General features: G+C 68.4%; 14 protein-coding genes. 8 read left to right on the forward strand and 6 right to left on the reverse strand.

The features are described 5' to 3' along the window. Window positions 1–56 precede the first annotated feature (56 nt). Entirely contained in the window at window positions 57–1,448 is a 1,392-nt protein-coding gene (locus ACTWLI_RS03965) for an MFS transporter (protein ID WP_445155383.1), read from the reverse strand. A 142-nt stretch (window positions 1,449–1,590) separates the two neighbouring features. Here ACTWLI_RS03965 and ACTWLI_RS03970 point away from each other — a divergent pair, with 142 nt between their 5' ends. Then, the gene (locus ACTWLI_RS03970; RefSeq protein WP_445155384.1) at window positions 1,591–2,454 is read left to right on the forward strand and encodes a hydroxymethylpyrimidine/phosphomethylpyrimidine kinase; all 864 of its coding nucleotides are present in this window, start codon (window positions 1,591–1,593) and stop codon (window positions 2,452–2,454) included. Between the two features lie 318 nt (window positions 2,455–2,772). On the opposite strand, the gene ACTWLI_RS03975 is transcribed toward ACTWLI_RS03970, so the two are convergent. Together ACTWLI_RS03975 and ACTWLI_RS03980 are read right to left on the reverse strand one after the other, a co-directional pair. After that, window positions 2,773–4,521, reverse strand: coding sequence for a pyruvate dehydrogenase (locus ACTWLI_RS03975; protein WP_445155385.1), 1,749 nt, complete (start codon window positions 4,519–4,521; stop codon window positions 2,773–2,775). Between the two features lie 247 nt (window positions 4,522–4,768). Then, entirely contained in the window at window positions 4,769–6,280 is a 1,512-nt protein-coding gene (locus ACTWLI_RS03980) for a helix-turn-helix domain-containing protein (RefSeq protein WP_445155386.1), read from the reverse strand. A 139-nt stretch (window positions 6,281–6,419) separates the two neighbouring features. On the opposite strand from ACTWLI_RS03980, the gene aceA reads away from it, so the two are divergent. Continuing rightward, window positions 6,420–7,751 carry an isocitrate lyase gene (aceA, locus tag ACTWLI_RS03985; RefSeq protein ID WP_445155387.1) on the forward strand — a complete coding sequence of 444 codons (1,332 nt, stop codon included), beginning with the start codon at window positions 6,420–6,422 and terminating at the stop codon, window positions 7,749–7,751. 106 nt (window positions 7,752–7,857) lie between these two features. Further along, complete coding sequence (aceB, locus tag ACTWLI_RS03990; RefSeq protein ID WP_445155388.1) at window positions 7,858–9,519, forward strand: malate synthase A; 1,662 nt, start codon at window positions 7,858–7,860, stop codon at window positions 9,517–9,519. 235 nt (window positions 9,520–9,754) lie between these two features. Here the strand turns inward: aceB and ACTWLI_RS03995 are convergent, their stop codons facing one another. Then, complete coding sequence (locus ACTWLI_RS03995; protein WP_445156115.1) at window positions 9,755–10,903, reverse strand: MFS transporter; 1,149 nt, start codon at window positions 10,901–10,903, stop codon at window positions 9,755–9,757. Window positions 10,904–11,092: 189 nt separating this feature from the next. Here ACTWLI_RS03995 and ACTWLI_RS04000 point away from each other — a divergent pair, with 189 nt between their 5' ends. The 3 genes from ACTWLI_RS04000 (at window position 11,093) to ACTWLI_RS04010 (ending at window position 13,106) form a co-directional block, all read left to right on the forward strand. Next, window positions 11,093–11,626 (forward strand): GNAT family N-acetyltransferase, encoded by a 534-nt coding sequence (locus ACTWLI_RS04000; RefSeq protein ID WP_445155389.1) that lies wholly within the window; start codon window positions 11,093–11,095, stop codon window positions 11,624–11,626. Window positions 11,627–11,683: 57 nt separating this feature from the next. After that, window positions 11,684–12,400 (forward strand): DsbA family oxidoreductase, encoded by a 717-nt coding sequence (locus ACTWLI_RS04005; RefSeq protein ID WP_445155390.1) that lies wholly within the window; start codon window positions 11,684–11,686, stop codon window positions 12,398–12,400. A gap of 67 nt (window positions 12,401–12,467) precedes the next feature. Continuing rightward, a complete protein-coding gene (locus ACTWLI_RS04010) occupies window positions 12,468–13,106 on the forward strand; it encodes a TetR/AcrR family transcriptional regulator (protein ID WP_445155391.1) in 639 nt (212 codons plus the stop codon). Window positions 13,107–13,117: 11 nt separating this feature from the next. Here ACTWLI_RS04010 and ACTWLI_RS04015 read toward each other — a convergent pair whose 3' ends face one another. After that, on the reverse strand, window positions 13,118–13,798 hold the full coding sequence (locus tag ACTWLI_RS04015; RefSeq protein ID WP_445155392.1) for a LytR C-terminal domain-containing protein: 681 nt from the start codon (window positions 13,796–13,798) through the stop codon (window positions 13,118–13,120). Further along, on the reverse strand, window positions 13,791–14,090 hold the full coding sequence (locus ACTWLI_RS04020; RefSeq protein ID WP_445155393.1) for a type II toxin-antitoxin system VapB family antitoxin: 300 nt from the start codon (window positions 14,088–14,090) through the stop codon (window positions 13,791–13,793). The genes ACTWLI_RS04015 and ACTWLI_RS04020 overlap by 8 nt, the downstream gene beginning before the upstream one ends. Before the next feature lie 211 nt (window positions 14,091–14,301). Here ACTWLI_RS04020 and ACTWLI_RS04025 point away from each other — a divergent pair, with 211 nt between their 5' ends. Further along, complete coding sequence (locus tag ACTWLI_RS04025; RefSeq protein ID WP_445155394.1) at window positions 14,302–15,210, forward strand: hypothetical protein; 909 nt, start codon at window positions 14,302–14,304, stop codon at window positions 15,208–15,210. Between the two features lie 92 nt (window positions 15,211–15,302). Continuing rightward, window positions 15,303–16,886, forward strand: coding sequence for a stealth family protein (locus ACTWLI_RS04030; protein ID WP_445155395.1), 1,584 nt, complete (start codon window positions 15,303–15,305; stop codon window positions 16,884–16,886). Window positions 16,887–16,891 lie beyond the last annotated feature (5 nt).

Consider the following 16,891-nt stretch of genomic DNA (forward strand, 5'->3'; position numbering starts at 1 on the left):
TTGCGGAACCGAGGTCCCGGAGCCGGCAGCCCGCCGTCGTCCGTGAAGCGCGAGCCCTAGCGGCGCGCGGCGTCCACGAGGTCCTTGCCGTCGTCCTCGCTGGCAGCGGCGGGCTCCCAGGCGTGGCCCTGCTCGTGGTCCAGGTGCGTGGACTTCTTGTTCTTCAGCGCGAAGATGTAGACCAGCAGCGAGATGCCGATCGCGACCGTGACGTAAGTGAAGAACAGCTCTTCCTGGCCGGCCTTCTGCAGCGCCGCGCCGATCAGCGGAACGGTGCCGCCGAAGAGCGAGTTGGCGATCGCGTAGCCCAGTCCGACGCCGAGGGCGCGGATGGAGGCGGGGAACAGCTCGGCCTTCACGAGGGCGTTGATCGAGGTGTAGCCGCCGACGATCAGCAGGCCGCCCATCATCAGCAGGAATGCGGTGAACGGATCCTTGGTGCCGGCCAGGGTGGAGAGCAGCGGCCAGGTGAAGAGCACGCCGGTGATGCCGAACCAGAGCAGCAGCGGCTTGCGGCCCACCTTGTCGGAGATGATGCCGTAGACCGGCTGGAGCAGCATGAAGATGAACAGCGCCCAGAAGTTGATCACCGAGGTGTCGGTCTTGGCGATGCCGGAGGTGTCATTCATGAACTTCAAAATGAAGTTGGTGTACGTGTAGAACGCCACCGTGCCGCCGAGGGTGATGCCGATGCAGATCAGCAGCGGCTTCCAGTAGCTGGTGAACAGCAGCTTCATGGTGCCCGGCTGGGCCTGGCCGGCGACGGCGGGGGCCTTGGCCGCCTCGATCTGTTCCTCGGAGACGGTCTCCTCCATGGAACGGCGCAGCCACAGCACTACGAGCGCGGCGACGCCGCCGATCGCGAACGGGATCCGCCAGCCCCATTCGCCGAGATCGCTCTTGGGCATGACGTTCTGCAGGATGACCAGGACCAGCAGGGCCAGCATCTGGCCGCCGATCAGGGTGACGTACTGGAAGCTGGAGAAGAAGCCGCGGCGCTTGGTGGTGGCGGCCTCGGACATGTAGGTGGCGCTGGTGCCGTACTCGCCGCCGACGGAGAAACCCTGGATCACGCGGATGAGGACCAGCAGGATCATCGCCCACAGGCCGATTTGCTGCTGGGTGGGCAGCACCGCGATGGCAAAGGAACCCGCGGACATCAGCGTCACGCTGAGGGTCAGTGCCGCCTTGCGGCCCTTGCGGTCGGCGTACCGGCCGAAGAACCAGGCGCCGATGGGGCGCATCAGGAACGACGTCGAGAAGACCGCCATCGCTTCAAGCCCGGCCTGCAGGTCGTCCTTGGAGTTGAAGAAGTGCGACTGGAAATACGCCGCGAAGACTGTGTAGACGTAGAGGTCGTACCACTCCACGAGGTTGCCGGCAGACCCCTTGAGGATGTTGCCTACGGCTCGTCTGGTTTGTGCCGCTTCGGACAGCTGGGTGCTCATAAATGAACCTTCCTGGATCCGGCGCCGCAAGTAAGCAACACCGTCCGCCACCATATTCCCCGTGATCCAGAACACTTGCCTTTTGGTCATATTGGTCATCCGCACAATGCGAGCGGATTTCGGCGGGTGGCAGGATGGGTCCATGACTTCCTACGCTGTGGACAACGTAACCTCCGGCGCCGACGCCTACCCCGCCGTCGCCCTGACCATCGCCGGTTCCGAGGCGACCGGCGGCGCCGGCGCGCAGGCGGACCTGAAGACGTTCCAGGAACTGGGCGTCTTCGGCATCGCGAACCTCACCTGCATTGTCTCCTTCGACCCCAAGGACGACTGGAACCACCGTTTCGTCGCGGTGGACCAGCAGGTCATCGCTGACCAGCTGGAGGCGACGACGGCGGCGTACGGCGCCGCTTCCGGCGCCCCGTCGGTGCTCGACACGGTCAAGATCGGCATGCTGGGCAGCCCGGCGACGATCTCCACGGTCGCGTCGGCGCTGGCCGACTCCGCCTTCCGGAACGTGGTCCTGGACCCGGTGCTCATCTGCAAGGGCCAGGAGCCCGGCCACGCCCTGGACACCGACCAGGCGCTCAAGGCGCAGATCCTGCCGCTGGCCACCTTCGTCACGCCGAACCACTTCGAAGCCGAGTCGCTCTCCGGGCTGGAGATCACCGACGTCGAATCGCTCAAGGCCGCGGCCGTCCGCATCCACGAGCTGAGCGGCGCCGCCGTGCTGGCCAAGGGCGGCGTGCGCCTGGACGGGCCCGACGCCGTCGACGTGTACTACGACGGCGAGACGCTGGAGGTCCTCTCCGCCCCGAAGGTGGGCGAGGTGGCCGTTTCCGGCGCCGGCTGCTCGCTGGCGGCCGCGGTGACGGCCGAGCTGGCCAAAGGCGCCACCCCACTGGAGGCCGCCCGGGCCGCGAAGGACTTCGTCACCGCGGGCATCCGGAACCGGGTGGCCTCGGGAGCTCCGTTCGACGCCCTCTGGCAGGGCGGTCCCCGCTAAGCCGCGGCTCCCTCCCCCGACGCTCCCTCACATCCGGCGCCTCCCACCCCGACGCTCCCTCACATCTGAGGGAGCGTTCGAGGTTTCCCTGCAGAATCTGCGCAAGCGTTCGAAGTTTCACTGCAGAATCTGAGGGAGCGTCTCATGAATGGGCTGGGGTCCGAAGCCCGTCCCCATGAAGACGGGTAGTCCGGTTTCGACGTGTGCGATTTGCTTCATCGCGCCCCCAAGGCCCTAAGCAACGGCGTCGAACGGCGGGAGATCCGCCTGCCGCCAGTCAACCAACCGCGGCGGCCCCGCGCGCGCCCCGCGCCCGGGTCAGCGCCGCGGGATGTTGCGCAGGTTGCTGCGCGCCATGCTCACGGCCTCGCCTGCGCCACGGTTCAGGACCACTTTGGACATGGCCGTGGCGAAGCCAAGAATCTGGGCGCCCTTGATCTTCGGCGGGATCGAGAGTGCCTTGGGATCGGTGATGAGCTCCACCAATGACGGCCCGGGGTGCGCGAACGCTTCCCGGTAGGCGGCTTCGATTTTGGCCGGGTCGGTGACGCGGACGGCGTGGAACCCGAGGGCCCGGGCGACTTCTGCGTAGTTGGCGTCCGGCACGTCCACGCCGAAGTCGGGCAGCCCGTCCACCAGCATCTCGAGCTTGACCATTCCGAGCGTCGAGTTGTTAAACACCACCACGTTGACCGGAAGCCGGTGCGCCGCCACCGTGATCAGCTCCCCCAGCAGCATCGACAGGCCGCCGTCGCCGGAAACCGAGATCACCTGGCGGCCCGGGTAGGCCAGCTGGGCGCCGATTGCGTGCGGCAGCGCGTTGGCCATGGAGCCGTGCAGGTACGAACCGATCAGCCTGCGGGTGCCCAGCGGGTTGATGTACCGCGCGGTCCAGACGTTGCACATGCCGGTGTCCGCCGTGAAGACCGCGTCCTCGGCCGCGACCTGGTCCAGCAGCGACGCCGCATACTCCGGGTGGATCGGCTGGGTCTTCTCGACCTTGCGGGTGTACGCGCCGACAGCCTTGTTCATCAGCCGGTCGTGCTTCTTGAGCATCGCGTCGAGGAAGCGGCGGCTCTTCTTCGCCTTGAGCAGCGGCACCAACGCGGCGAGCGTGGGCAGCACGTCACCGTGCACGGCGATGTCGACGTCGGTGCGCCGGCCCAGGTTCTGCGCGGCGCGGTCTACCTGCGCGGTTCGGGTCCCGGGGAGGAACTGGTCGTAGGGGAAGTCCGTGCCGAGCAGGATCAGCAGGTCCGCGTCCTCGATCCCCTCGGCCGCGGCCCCGTAGCCGAGCAGACCGGTCATGCCGATGTCGTAGGGGTTGTCGTACTGCATGAAGTCCTTGCCGCGCAGTGAGTGGCCGATCGGAGCCTTCACCAGTTCGGCGAGCGCAATCACCTCATCATGCGCGCCGTCGACGCCGGCCCCGGCGAAGATGGCGACCTTGCCGGCGTCGTTGATGGCGTCCGCGAGCTCCCGCACGCTGGCGGGGTCGGGCACGAGCGCGGCCGGCCGGAACGACGCCGGCGCCGGGGTTTCGGCGGTCGCTTCCAGTCCGGCAATGTCGCCGGGCAGGGTCACGACGGCAACCCCGCGGAGCGCCACGGCGTGCTGGATGGCGCTGTGCATGACGCGCGGCGCTTGTTCGGCGGTGCTGATGAGTTCGGAGTACACCGAGCACTCGTTGAAGAGCCGGTCGGGGTGCGTTTCCTGGAAGAAGCTGCTGCCGATCTGCTTGCTTGGGATGTGCGAGGCGATGGCCAGGACCGGGGCGCCGGAGCGGTTGGCGTCGTACAGGCCGTTGATCAGGTGCAGGTTGCCCGGACCGCAGGAACCGGCGCAGACCGCGAGCTTGCCGGTCAGCTGCGCCTCGGCCGCGGCGGCGAAGGCGGCGGCTTCCTCGTGCCGGACGTGGATCCAGTCGATCCCGCCCTTTGCGGCGCCGCCGGTCTTCCGGACGGCGTCGACGATCGGGTTCAGGCTGTCGCCGACGATCCCGTAGATCCGCTGCACGCCGGCAGCCTGGAGTTGTTCGACAAGCTGGGTGGCAAGTTCCTTGGCCATGGGTGCACGCTCCCGCGGGTAGGTCGATGAGCTGACACTGGCCAATATAGTCCGCTCACCTCCGAGCCTCTCCCAGCGGACGCTCCCTCACCTCCGGCAGCCAACCAACAGACCCTCCCTCAGATCCGGCAGCCAACCAACAGACCCTCCCTCAGCCGATGGAGGGAGCGTCACCCAAAAACCCGCCAGACGTGAGGGAGCGTCACCCAAAAACCCGCCAGACCTGAGGGAGCGTCGGCGCCGGGGGTCAGGAGCCGGAGTGGGCCTGCAGGAAGGAGTAGACCTCGGTCTCGTCCACGCCGGGGAAGGCGCCGGGGGGCATCGCGGCGAGCAGGTGGGAGTGGGCGCGGGCGGACGGCCAGGCATTCCCGGCCCACTCCGCGGTCAGCGACGCCGGAGGCCGGCGGCAGCAGCTCTCGTCCGGGCAGGTCGACTTGGACCGTTCCGTGGTGTCGCGGCCGCGGAACCATTTGACCTGCGCGTAGGGCACGCCCACGGAGAGCGAGAACTCCCCGTTCGCGGAACGTTCCGTCCGGGCCGTGCACCAGTACGTGCCGGCGGGGGTGTCCGTGTACTGGTTGTAGGCGCTGAACTTGTCCGGCACGTCGAACACCACGCGGGAGGTCCAGTTCTTGCACGAGGGCTGGCCCTCGATGGCGCCGGTGTGGTCCTGGGGGAACGTCACGCCGTCGTTCTCGTAGGCCTTGTAGATGATCCCGCTCTTGTGCGTCTTCTGGAAGTGCGTGCGCAGGTCCAGGTGCTCGGTGGCAAGGTTGGTGAACCGGTGAGCCGCCGTCTCGTAGGACACCGCGAACGCGTCCCGGATGTCCTCGACCGCGATTTCCTTGGCCTGCTTGGCGCGTTTCAGGAACTCGACAGTGGCCTGCTCCGGCAGCAGCAGCGCGGCGGCGAAGTAGTTTGTGGCGACCCGCTGCATCAGGAAGTCGCCGTAGTTCGTGGGGGTCTGGTGGCCCAGCACGTAGTGGCCCAGGGCCTGCAGCAGCACCGACCGGGGGTCATGGTCGCTCCGGGCGTTCTGCGTGAGGTAAATTCGGCGGTTCTTCAGGTCCGTCACCGAGCGGGTGGAATGGGGCAGGTCGCCCACGTGGTGCAGGCTGAAACCGAGGTGCCCGGCAATGTCCGCGATGACATGGTGGGACAGCGGCCCGGAGGTGTGCCCGACCGATGCCAGGACCTTCTGCGCCTCCGCCTCGTACTCCGGGAAATAGTTGTTCCGTTCCCGCATCATGGCCCGCAGTTCGCCGTTCGCCCGGCGGGCCTCCTCCGGCGTGGCGACCTGCTCGTTGAGCCGGCGTTCCAGCTCGTGCTGCAGGCCCACCATGGACTCCAGCACGTCCATCGGAAGCCGCGAACTGATGCGGATTTTCGGCAATTTCAGGGACTCGTAGAGCGGGCTCCGCTGGTACCGTTCCAGCTCGATTTCCAGCGCCGCGCGCCGGTTCGGCGGTTCCGCGCCGAGCAGTTCGTCGATGGTGGTGCCCAGCGCGGCCGCGAGCTGCTGGAGCAGGCCAAGCTTGGGTTCGCGCTTGCCGTTTTCGATCAGGCTCAGCTGGCTCGGCGCGGTGCCGACGGCGGCGCTGAGGTCATCGAGCGTGAGGCCGGCCGCCTTGCGCAGATGCCGGACCCTGCGGCCCATGCTGATGACGTCGGCTTCCGGCTCGACGGCGGCGGAGGGGGACGCGGCGCGGCGGTTCCAGCTGTTCGGATGCATTTCTGAAGAATACGGGAAGAACTGCATTTCTTTCCACAGTTTTAGTCTAGAAACCCCCTTGAAAGTGCAGAAAAGTTGGTTGTACGGAAAAGTTATCCGCCCGGAACACCCGGTCCCGCTGTGAGGAAGCAGCAGGCACCGGCCGGGTCATCAAAGGAGATCAACAATGACTGCAGCATTTGAGCCCACCCAGCAGACGCCCGAAGAGCAGGCCGCCGCCCTGGAGCTCGAGTGGGCTGCCAACCCGCGCTGGGAAGGCGTCACTCGGGACTACTCGGCCTCCGACGTCGTCCGCCTCCGCGGCAGGGTCTCCGAGGAACACACGCTGGCCCGCCGCGGCTCCGAGAAGCTCTGGAACCAGCTGACCGAAGAACACAAGACCGGCAAGTACACCAACGCCCTGGGCGCCCTGACCGGCAACCAGGCCGTGCAGCAGGTCAAGGCCGGCCTCCGCGCCATCTACCTCTCCGGCTGGCAGGTCGCCGCCGACGCCAACAACTCCGGCCACACCTACCCGGACCAGTCGCTCTACCCGGCCAACTCCGTCCCCACCGTGGTCCGCCGCATCAACAACGCGCTGCTCCGCGCCGACCAGATCGAGTTTTCCGAGGGCATCCAGACCGTCGAGGACTGGATGGTGCCGATCGTGGCCGACGCCGAAGCCGGCTTCGGCGGCCCGCTGAACGCCTACGAGCTGATGAAGTCCATGATCCAGGCCGGCGCGTCCGGCGTGCACTGGGAAGACCAGCTCGCCTCGGAGAAGAAGTGCGGCCACCTCGGCGGCAAGGTCCTGATCCCCACCCAGCAGCACATCCGCACGCTGAACGCGGCCCGGCTGGCCGCCGACGTCGCCGGCACCCCGTCGGTCATCATCGCCCGCACCGACGCCGAGGCCGCCACCCTGATCACCTCCGACGTCGACGAACGCGACCAGGAGTTCATCCTCCGCGAAGGTGGACAGCCCGTTCGCACCCCCGAGGGCTTCTACAAGGTCCGCAACGGGATCGAACCCTGCATCGCCCGCGCCAAGGCCTACGCTCCCTACTCCGACCTCATCTGGATGGAGACCGGCACCCCGGACCTGGAGCTGGCCCGCAAGTTCGCCGAGTCGGTCAAGGCCGAATTCCCGGACCAGATGCTGTCCTACAACTGCTCGCCGTCGTTCAACTGGCGCAAGCACCTCGACGACGCCACCATCGCGAAGTTCCAGCGCGAACTCGGCGCCATGGGCTTCACCTTCCAGTTCATCACCCTGGCCGGCTTCCACGCCCTGAACTACTCGATGTTCGACCTCGCCCACGGCTACGCCCGGGAAGGCATGAGCGCCTACGTCGAGCTGCAGGAGAAGGAATTCGCCTCCGAAGCACGCGGCTACACCGCCACCAAGCACCAGCGCGAAGTCGGCACCGGCTACTTCGACGACATCGCCACCGCGCTCAACCCGAACGCATCCACCCTGGCCCTGGTGGGATCCACCGAAGAAGGCCAGTTCCACTAATCCCCGGCTTTACCCGCCCGTTGCCCTATCACTTAGCGCCGCTATGGACCCCTCAGAGGGACCGCAAGTGATAGGGCAACGGCGGACTTTCCAAGGAGCAACTCCCATGAACAGCTTCACTGACAACTTCACCATCAACGGGGTTACGTTGACCGCACAGCCGATTTGCCGGCAGGGCGAGGTCCTGACGCCGGATGCGCTGGCCTTCATCGGCAAGCTGCACCGGACGACGGCGGAGCGCCGGCAGGAGCTGTTGCGGGCCCGGCAGGAACGCCGCCAGCGGATCAGCAAGGGCCAGGACCCGAGCTTCCTCCCCGAAACCGAGTCCATCCGCAACGACCCGGAGTGGCGCGTCGCTCCCCCGGCACCGGGCCTGGAGGACCGCCGCGTCGAGATCACTGGACCGGTGGATAAGAAGATGACCATCAACGCGCTGAACTCGGGCGCCAAGGTCTGGCTCGCCGACATGGAGGACTCCTCCACGCCGTCGTGGCGCAACGTCATCCAGGGCCAGCTGAACCTGACCGACGCGCTGGAGCGCCGGATCGACTTCACCTCCCCGGAGGGCAAGGAGTACAAGCTCCGCGCCGCCGAGGACCTGCCGACCATCGTGGTCCGGCCCCGCGGCTGGCACCTGCCGGAGAAGCACATGCTGATCGACGGCGTTCCGGTGGCCGGCGGCATCGTCGACTTCGGCCTGTACTTCTTCCACAACGCCCGCCGGCTCATCGCCCAGGGCAAGGGACCGTACTTCTACCTGCCGAAGATCGAAAACCACCTCGAGGCGCGGCTGTGGAACGACATCTTCGTCCTGGCCCAGGACCTGCTGGGCATCCCGCAGGGCACTATCCGCGCCACCGTGCTGATCGAGACGATCACCGCGGCATTCGAGATGGAGGAGATCCTCTACGAACTGCGCGACCACGCCGCGGGCCTGAACGCCGGCCGCTGGGATTACATTTTCTCGCTGATCAAGAACTTCCGCACCCGCGGGCCGCGCTTCGTGCTCCCGGACCGCGGCCAGGTCACCATGACCCAGCCGTTCATGCGCGCCTACACCGAACAGCTGGTGCGGGCCTGCCACAAGCGCGGCGCCATGGCGATCGGCGGCATGGCCGCCGCCGTCCCCAACCGCAAGGACGAGGAAGCCAACGCCATCGCCTTCGAGAAGGTCCGCGCCGACAAGACCCGTGAGGCCGGCGACGGTTTCGACGGCTCCTGGGTGGCCCACCCGGACCTGGTGCCGGTGTGCCGGGAGGTGTTCGACGGCGTCCTCGGCGACCGCCCGAACCAGCTGGACCGGCTCCGCGAGGATGTCACGCCGGACGACCGCGCCCTGATCGACATCGCCTCCACCACCGGAACGATCACCGAACAGGGCGTGCGGAACAACATCGAGGTGGGCATCCGGTACATCGAGTCCTGGCTGCGCGGCAACGGCGCGGTGGCCATCCACAACTTGATGGAAGACGCCGCGACGGCGGAAATCTCGCGCTCGCAGTTGTGGCAGTGGATCTTCTCCCGGGCCATCACCGACGACGGCGACGTCATCACCCGCGAATGGGTCGAGGACATGTTGGACGAGGAGTTCGCCAAGCTCGAGCGGTTCGAGGGCGACCGCTTCGCCGACGCCCGCGACATCTTCGAGGAGGTCACGCTCGGCAACGAGTTCCCGGCCTTCCTGACCCTGCCGGCGTATGACCGCTTCCTGCACGAGGCCCGCGACGGCGCCGCGGAGGTTCGCGGCGCGGATCTGGTCTCTGTCTAAACTTCCGTCCGCCGGGCTGCCACGCCCTTCGCAACAGGCCCCCCGAGATCCGGGGCGGCAGCCCGGCAACGGAAAACCCTCCGCAGACCTCCCGACAACGGCGTCGAACGGACACTTGAGGCCCATGTTCTCTTCAGAACATGGGCCCCAAGTGTCCGTTCGCGCGGGGGTCAGTCAGCGCCTGGGCCCCAAGTGTCCGTTCGCGCGCCCGTTCGCGCGGGAGGGACGGCGGGGGTCAGTGCGTCTTCGGGATGTGCCGCAGGGAGAGCGCGCACCCGACAATGAACAGGCCCACCGAGCCGAGGATCATCAGCAGCGGCCCGGTCCACGAACCCGAGAGGCCGTGCACGTAGCCCAGCAGCGTGGGGGCCGCCGCGCCGAAGCTGTAGCCGGCGCCCTGGACCACGGCGGACATCCTGCCGGCGGAGGCCTGGTCCCGGGCCAGCCGGATGATGGCGAGGAAGATCAGGGTAATGCCGCCGCCCTGCGCCACCCCGCCGATCGAGGACCACAGCCACCACAGTTCCGGGGCGAACAGCAGCCCCAGCGGAACCGTCAGCCACAGCGCACCCAGGGTAAGGCCGACCGTCGTCGTGCTGGCAAAGCGCGCCGCCAGCGGAACGCCGAGGCCTCCGGCGATTGCCAGGATCTGGAACAGCGAGGACCCGGCACCCGCCGCGGCCGGGGCCAGGCCCAGCTCATCGCCGAGGAGGCTGGGCAGCCAGGCAGTGACGCCGTAGTAGGAGAAGGCCTGCCCGGCGAAGCCCGCCGTCAGCGCCACCGTGATCCAGCGCGACGCGGGCCGGCCCGCCGTCCGGTCCGGGTCCACACCCGGGATGGGCTCGGCCCGGAGCGAGCTCCTGCCGGCAGCCAGCACCCAGACCACGCCGGCCGCGAGGGCAAAAAGGGCGCACGCCGCGATGGCCGGACGCCAGCCGAGCAGCTCCGCCAGCGGCGCCGTGACCATCGAGGTGACGAAGGAGCCGATGTTCAGCGCCGCTGTGTAGGTGCCCATGGCGGCACTCTGCTGGGCCGGGGTGAAATCGCGCCGGATGATCAGGGGCACCACGATGTTGCCGATCGTGATCGCAATGCCGAGGATGACGGTGCCCAGCATCACCAAGGCGCCGCCGCCGGCGGAACGGACCACGACGCCGGCCAGCACGCCCAGCAGGGTCAGCGTGATCGCGAACTCCGGGCCGAGCTTCCGCCCGGTCAGCGACGCCAACGGGGCCGCGAGGGCGAAGCAAAGCACCGGAATGCCGGTCAGAAAGCCGATCTCGACCGGGGAGAAGCCCAAATCGCGCTGCATGTCGCCCACCACCGGCGCCACGGCCACGAACGGGCCGCGCATGTTCAAGGCGATGAGGCCGATCGCGACCATCAGGAGCACCCCGCGCGGGACCCTGCCCAGGGCGCTCACCCGGCGGCCCGGGACCCGGCGCGGCAGAAATATGTTTTCATCAGTCCCATTGCTATCACGCACCGCGGGCGCCGGCGCCGCACCCGCCCGAACATGACGGGCCGGATTCACGAAAATCCCCGGGCACCGCCCGCGGGCTAGGGTTTTGGCATGACCCACCGCATCCGGAAAGCCACCGCCGACGACGCCGCGCAGCTGGCCGAGCTCGCCGCCGTCACGTTTCCGCTCGCCTGCCCGCCGGAGTCCCGGCCGGAGGATATCGCCGCGCACCTGGCCAACACGCTCAGCGCGGCCAACTTCCGCGGCTACCTGGCCGATCCGGATGTCACGGTGCTGGTCCTCGACGTCGACGGCGCCCTCCGCGGCTACAGCCTGCTGGTGGCCCGGCCGGCGCAGGACCCGGAGGTGGCCGCGGTGCTGCACACCAGCCCCGCCACGGAACTGAGCAAGTGCTACGTCCATCCGGACCACCACGGCCTCGGCGCCGCTGCGGAGCTGATGCGGGCCAGCATCGCCGCCGCGGCGGCCGGCGGTGCCGGCGGCCTGTGGCTGGGCGTCAACGACCAGAACGCCCGGGCGATCCGGTTTTACGAGAAGTCCGGCTTCCGGAAGGTCGGGACGAAATCCTTCACCCTCGGGGCCGCCGTCGAGCACGACTTCGTGATGGAGCGCCCGGTCCCCTGACGTCCCCGCCCGCACCCCTGCGGGAATGAGCCCGGGGCGGCCGCGGTTGTCGCCAGCATGAAGATCGAGATCTGGTCCGACGTGGCCTGCCCCTGGTGCTACATCGGCAAGCGCCGCTTTGAAACTGCCCTCGCGGCCTTCCCGCACCGCGACGCTGTGGAGGTGCGGTGGCGCAGCTTCCAGCTGGACCCTTCCCTGCCGGAGCACTATGACGGCACCGAACTGGACTACCTGAGCACCCGCAAGGGCATGGCGCCGGCGCAGGTCAGCGGCATGTTCGAGCAGGTGGCCGCCGTGGCCGCCGCGGAGGGCCTGAACTACCGGTTCGACGACGTCGTGGTGGCCAACAGCTTCACGGCCCACCGGCTGATCCACTTGGCCGCCGCGCACGGCAAGCAGGACGCCGCCAAGGAACGGCTGCTCAGCGACCACTTTGAGCACGGCCGCGACATCGGCAGCCGCGACTACCTGACGTCATTGGGCCGGGACCTCGGAATCGACGCCGCCGCGGTCGAGGAGCTGTTCAGCACCGACAGGTTCGCGGACGAGGTCCGGCAGGATTTCGCCGAAGCCCGGGCCCTGGGCATCAGCGGCGTGCCGTTCTTCGTGATCGACCGCAAGTACGGGCTCTCGGGCGCGCAGCCGGCGGAAACCTTTACCGCTGCCCTGGAACAGGCCTGGCAGGAAAGCCACCCGCTGGTGATGGTCGACGCCGGTGCGCCGGCAGCCGGCGATGACGGCGCCGTGTGCGGGCCTGACGGCTGCGCCGTCTGAGGCGGCGCCGCGGCCCGGCAGGACCACAGGTGCCGCTTTTAGTGACAGATCGCGCTAAAGTGTCCGTATGCCCAGGATTTCGGCCGCGAGCAACGCCGCCCAACGCGCCGAGACCCAGCGCCGTATCCTGACCGCCTTCGGCGAACTGCTGTTCACCCACGGGCTGCCCGGACTGACCATGACCGATGTCGCCCGACACGCGCGGATCGGCCGCACCGCGGTGTACAACTACTACGCGGACATCGAAGAACTCCTCATCGCCTACGCCCTGGACGAGACGGAGCGGTTCCTCGTGGAACTGCGCGATTCCCTGGCCTCGCTCGAGAATCCCGTGGAGCGCCTGGCCCTGTACGTCCGCGCCCAGGTGGCAGACCTGAGCCGCCGCCACCTGCCGCCCGGCCCGGCCATGGGCGCGGTGCTCTCCCCGGCGTCGTTCGCGAAACTGGCGGACCATGTGGGCGAGCTCAGCGTCCTGTTGCAGGACATCCTCCGCGACGGCATGGCCCAGGGCTACCTGCCGGACGCGGACATCGGCCAGCTCGCCCAGCTCATCCACGGCACCCTCTCCTCCAGTGCGGCCCGCGGCGACGGGGCCGGCGAAGACGCGGAGGCGGAGGCCCGGATCGCCCGCATCGTGCGCTTCATCCAGCTGGGCGCCGGGGCCCGGTTCGACGACGCCGGCCGCCCCCTCCGCCTGGAAGCCTAGGCGTCCGAAGGTCAGGGGTTGGGGCTGGCCGGCACCACGGTCGGCACCACCGGAGCTGCGGGATCCTCGACGACCCGCCGGGTTTCCCGCGGGCAGCTGAGCTTGCCCGGTGTCTGGTCCACCAGGGCGGGCTTGGCCAGCGCCTTGAAGTCGCCGGTGAGGATGACGTCCACGCTCGCGTCGTTGCGGGCGTCCTGCACGTAGTCCGACCCCGGCAGGTTGCGCTGGACGCTGAACGCCCCGGACTGGCCCGCGGCGCCGGAGACGACCAGGGCCACCCCGCGGAACCCGGAGGACGTGTTGCCCACCGCGCCCACGGTGAACTTGCGCGCCCGGAGCTCGCCGGCCACGGTCCGGGCCAGGCCGGGCCGGCTGGTGGAGTTGTAGACGTTCACCTTGATCTTGGCGTGCGGGGTGTAATCGTACGTTGCCTGCGGGCACACTGTCGCCGCCGCCTGGCTGCGCTCCGCCGTCGGGAGTTTGATCTGGCCGTCGCGGATCTGGAGGGCGACGACGACGGCGGCGGTCACCAGCGCAACCAGGAGCACCAGGACCACGCCGTGCAGGATCCGGCGCCGCATCCGCGCCGGGTTCTCGAGCTCATCATCCTCCGCGAACGCGGCCCGCAGCTCGGAGCCGGTGACGACGTGATGGCCGTGCAGGACGGTCGGGTCCTTGGGCTTCCTAGCCATTGAGCACCAGGACACGGGCGTGGATCGCGGTGCGCTGGTGCAGGGCGGTGCGGACGGCCCGGTGCAGCCCGTCCTCAAGGTAGAGCACACCACGGTATTCGACGACGTGCGGGAAAAGGTCTCCGAAGAAGGTCGAATCCTCGGCGAGCAGGGCGTCCAGGTCCAGGTTCCGCTTGGTGGTGACGAGCTCGTCCAGCCGGACGGGCCGCGGCGGCAGGGCGGCCCAGTCCTTGGGCGTGTTGAAACCATGGTCGGGGTACGGGCGTCCCTCGCCCACAGCTTTAAAGATCACCATGCAAGCCTAAGGAAGATCACCGGCCAGGGGAATCACAGCGGGGTTGACGCCGGAGGTTGTGGCCAAACAGTGATCATTTGTCACACCGCCGGCCCGGCTTGTCACCGCCGCGGCCGGGACGGTCACGGTCATCCCGCCGCCGGCCGGCGGCGCGTCATGAACGGCGTCCGACGGGCGGCTCCCGGCCCCCGGCTGAGAGAATGGAGCCATGACTGAAACCGCACGACCCGCCGCGCCCCTGACTCCGCCTCTGGCCCTGCTGCTCGACGTCGACGGCCCGGTGGCCAGTCCGCTGACCCGTGACGTCCGGCCCGGCATCATTGCGGATCTGCTGGCCCTGGCGGCGGCCGGAATCCCGGTGGTGTTCAACACCGGACGCTCGGATGCGTTCATCCGCGAGCAGGTCATGGCCCCGATGATCGCCGCCGGGATGCCGGAGGGGCTCCTGGTCCACGCCATCTGCGAGAAGGGCGCGGTGTGGTTCAGCTACACCGCCGCGGGGCCGGGCCCGGTGCACGTGGACCGCGAACTGGCCGTCCCGCAGGCCTTCGGCGACGACGTGCGCCGGCTCGTCGCCGAGGACTACGCCACCCACATGTTCTTCGATGAGACGAAGCGCGCCATGGTCTCGGTGGAGCAGCACATCGCCGTCGCCAACGCCGAGTACCGCCAGGAACAGGCGCTGTTCGACGCCGATGCCATGGACCTGATGGCCCGGCACGGCCTGGGGGTGGTGCGGCTGGACCACCACGCCCCGGACAGCGACGACCGCATCGACTACCGGGTGGACCCCACCATCATCTCCACCGACATCGAATCCGTCCGGCTGGGCAAGGACCTGGGCGCCAGCCGGGCGGTGGAACTGCTGGCCGGCCAGGGCATCACTCCGCAGGCCTGGCGGACCGTCGGCGATTCGCGGACCGATTACGCCATGGCGGACTGGCTGCACCACAACGACCATCAGGTCAAGCACGTCGACGTCCGGCCGGCCGACGGCGTGCCGGTCAAGCCCTACGACGTGCTGACCGCCGCGGATCTGGGGCTCGGGGCGGAGGTCATCCACGACGACGCCGGCGCGGCGTTCCTGCGCAGCTGGCGGGAGGCCCTGGCCGGGTAGGCCCCCAAGGCCGGTTTTGCGGCGCGGGCTATTATGCAAGTAGAGAACCCAGTAGGCCTTCAACGACTCGGAGAACTGACATTACGGACGCATTGATCCAGGACGAGATTTACTACGGCAGCCAGGCGACCGAGGACAACCACGCCCACGCCGAGGTCACCTCGCCGGCCGCCGTCGCACGGCTCCGCACGCGCCCCGACGTCGTGCGCCGGCACGGCAGATATGCGCTGATCAATGAGAACCGCACCCCGTACCAGGCCATGGTGGAGGACCTGCTCTTCCTTCGTGCCGTCCTGGCCGAGGCGAAACTGGACTACCTGCTGGTCCGCGGCAATAACGACCGGCCGGTGCTGGCCGTGGACTGGAAGAACCGCCGGGAGCTCCGGAAGGCGCTGGTCGAAGCCTGCCGGGACGAACCGTTCTACTCCATGACCGTGGACGCCAAGAAGAAGTCCTCCGTCCTGGTCGCAGACGGCGAACTCTCCCCCAACCGCCAGGGCCGCATCTTCCGCCTGTACCGGCCGCGGGTGGAACCCGGCGGCGGACTGGAGTTTGGCGCCTCGGCCGGAGTCCAGCTGGAGCTGTGGAGCTTCGAGGGCGACGAGCTGATCCTGCCGATCGAGAACTCGCTGACCCGGCGGACCCTGCTGGCGCAGGACGCCGTCCGCGGCACGGTGGAACGCTACGGCCACACCTGGCCCACGATCGAGAACATGTTCGCGGACCACGCCAGCGACATCAGCTTCGACATCGATCTGGTGTTCTCCTGGGTGGACGGCAGCTCCCCGGAGTACGTCGCGGCGCGCCGGGCGCAGATGGCCGGCGTCGTCGTCGGCGAGGGCGACGACCACGAGGCCCGCTTCCGCCAGATCAACGAACTGAAGTACGCGCTCCGCTCGGTGTACATGTTCGCGCCCTGGATCCGCCGGATCTTCATCGCGACGGACTCCCCGGCACCGGAGTGGCTCGCGGACCACCCGGGCGTGACAATCGTGCGCAGCGAGGAGTTCTTCGCCGACCCCTCGGTGCTGCCGACGCACAATTCCCAGGCCGTGGAGTGCCAACTCCACCACATCGAGGGCCTCTCCGAGCACTTCCTGTACTCCAACGACGACATGTTCTTCGGCCGCACGGTCCGGCCGGACATGTTCTTCACCCCAGGCGGCATCACCAAGTTCATCGAGGCGGAGACGCGCATCGGCCTCGGTGAGAACGACGCCGAGCGCAGCGGGTTCGAAAACGCGGCGCGGGTCAACCGCAAGCTGCTGTGGGACCGCTTCGGGCGGATCACGACCCGGCACCTGGAACACACCGCGGCGCCGCTCCGGCGCAGCCTGGTGGCCCAGATGGAGGAGGAGTTCCCCGCCGAATTCGCCAAGACGGCGGCCAGCAGGTTCCGCGCGGCGGACAACATCTCGGTGACCAACTCGTTCTACCACTACTACGCGCTGCTGACCGGCCGGGCCGTGACCCAGACGGCGGCCAAGGTGCGGTATGTGGATACGACCGCACGGGCGGGCCTGAGCTACCTGCCGAAGCTGCTGGCCAAGCGGAACATGGACTTCTTTTGCCTCAACGACGGCAGCTTCCCGGAGGTCCCGGCCGATGAGCGCGCCGAAGTGGTTACTGATTTCCTGGAGAAGTACTTTCCGATCAAGGCGCCCTGGGAGAAGTAGCCTCT

This window comes from Arthrobacter sp. Hor0625, from assembly GCF_052567525.1.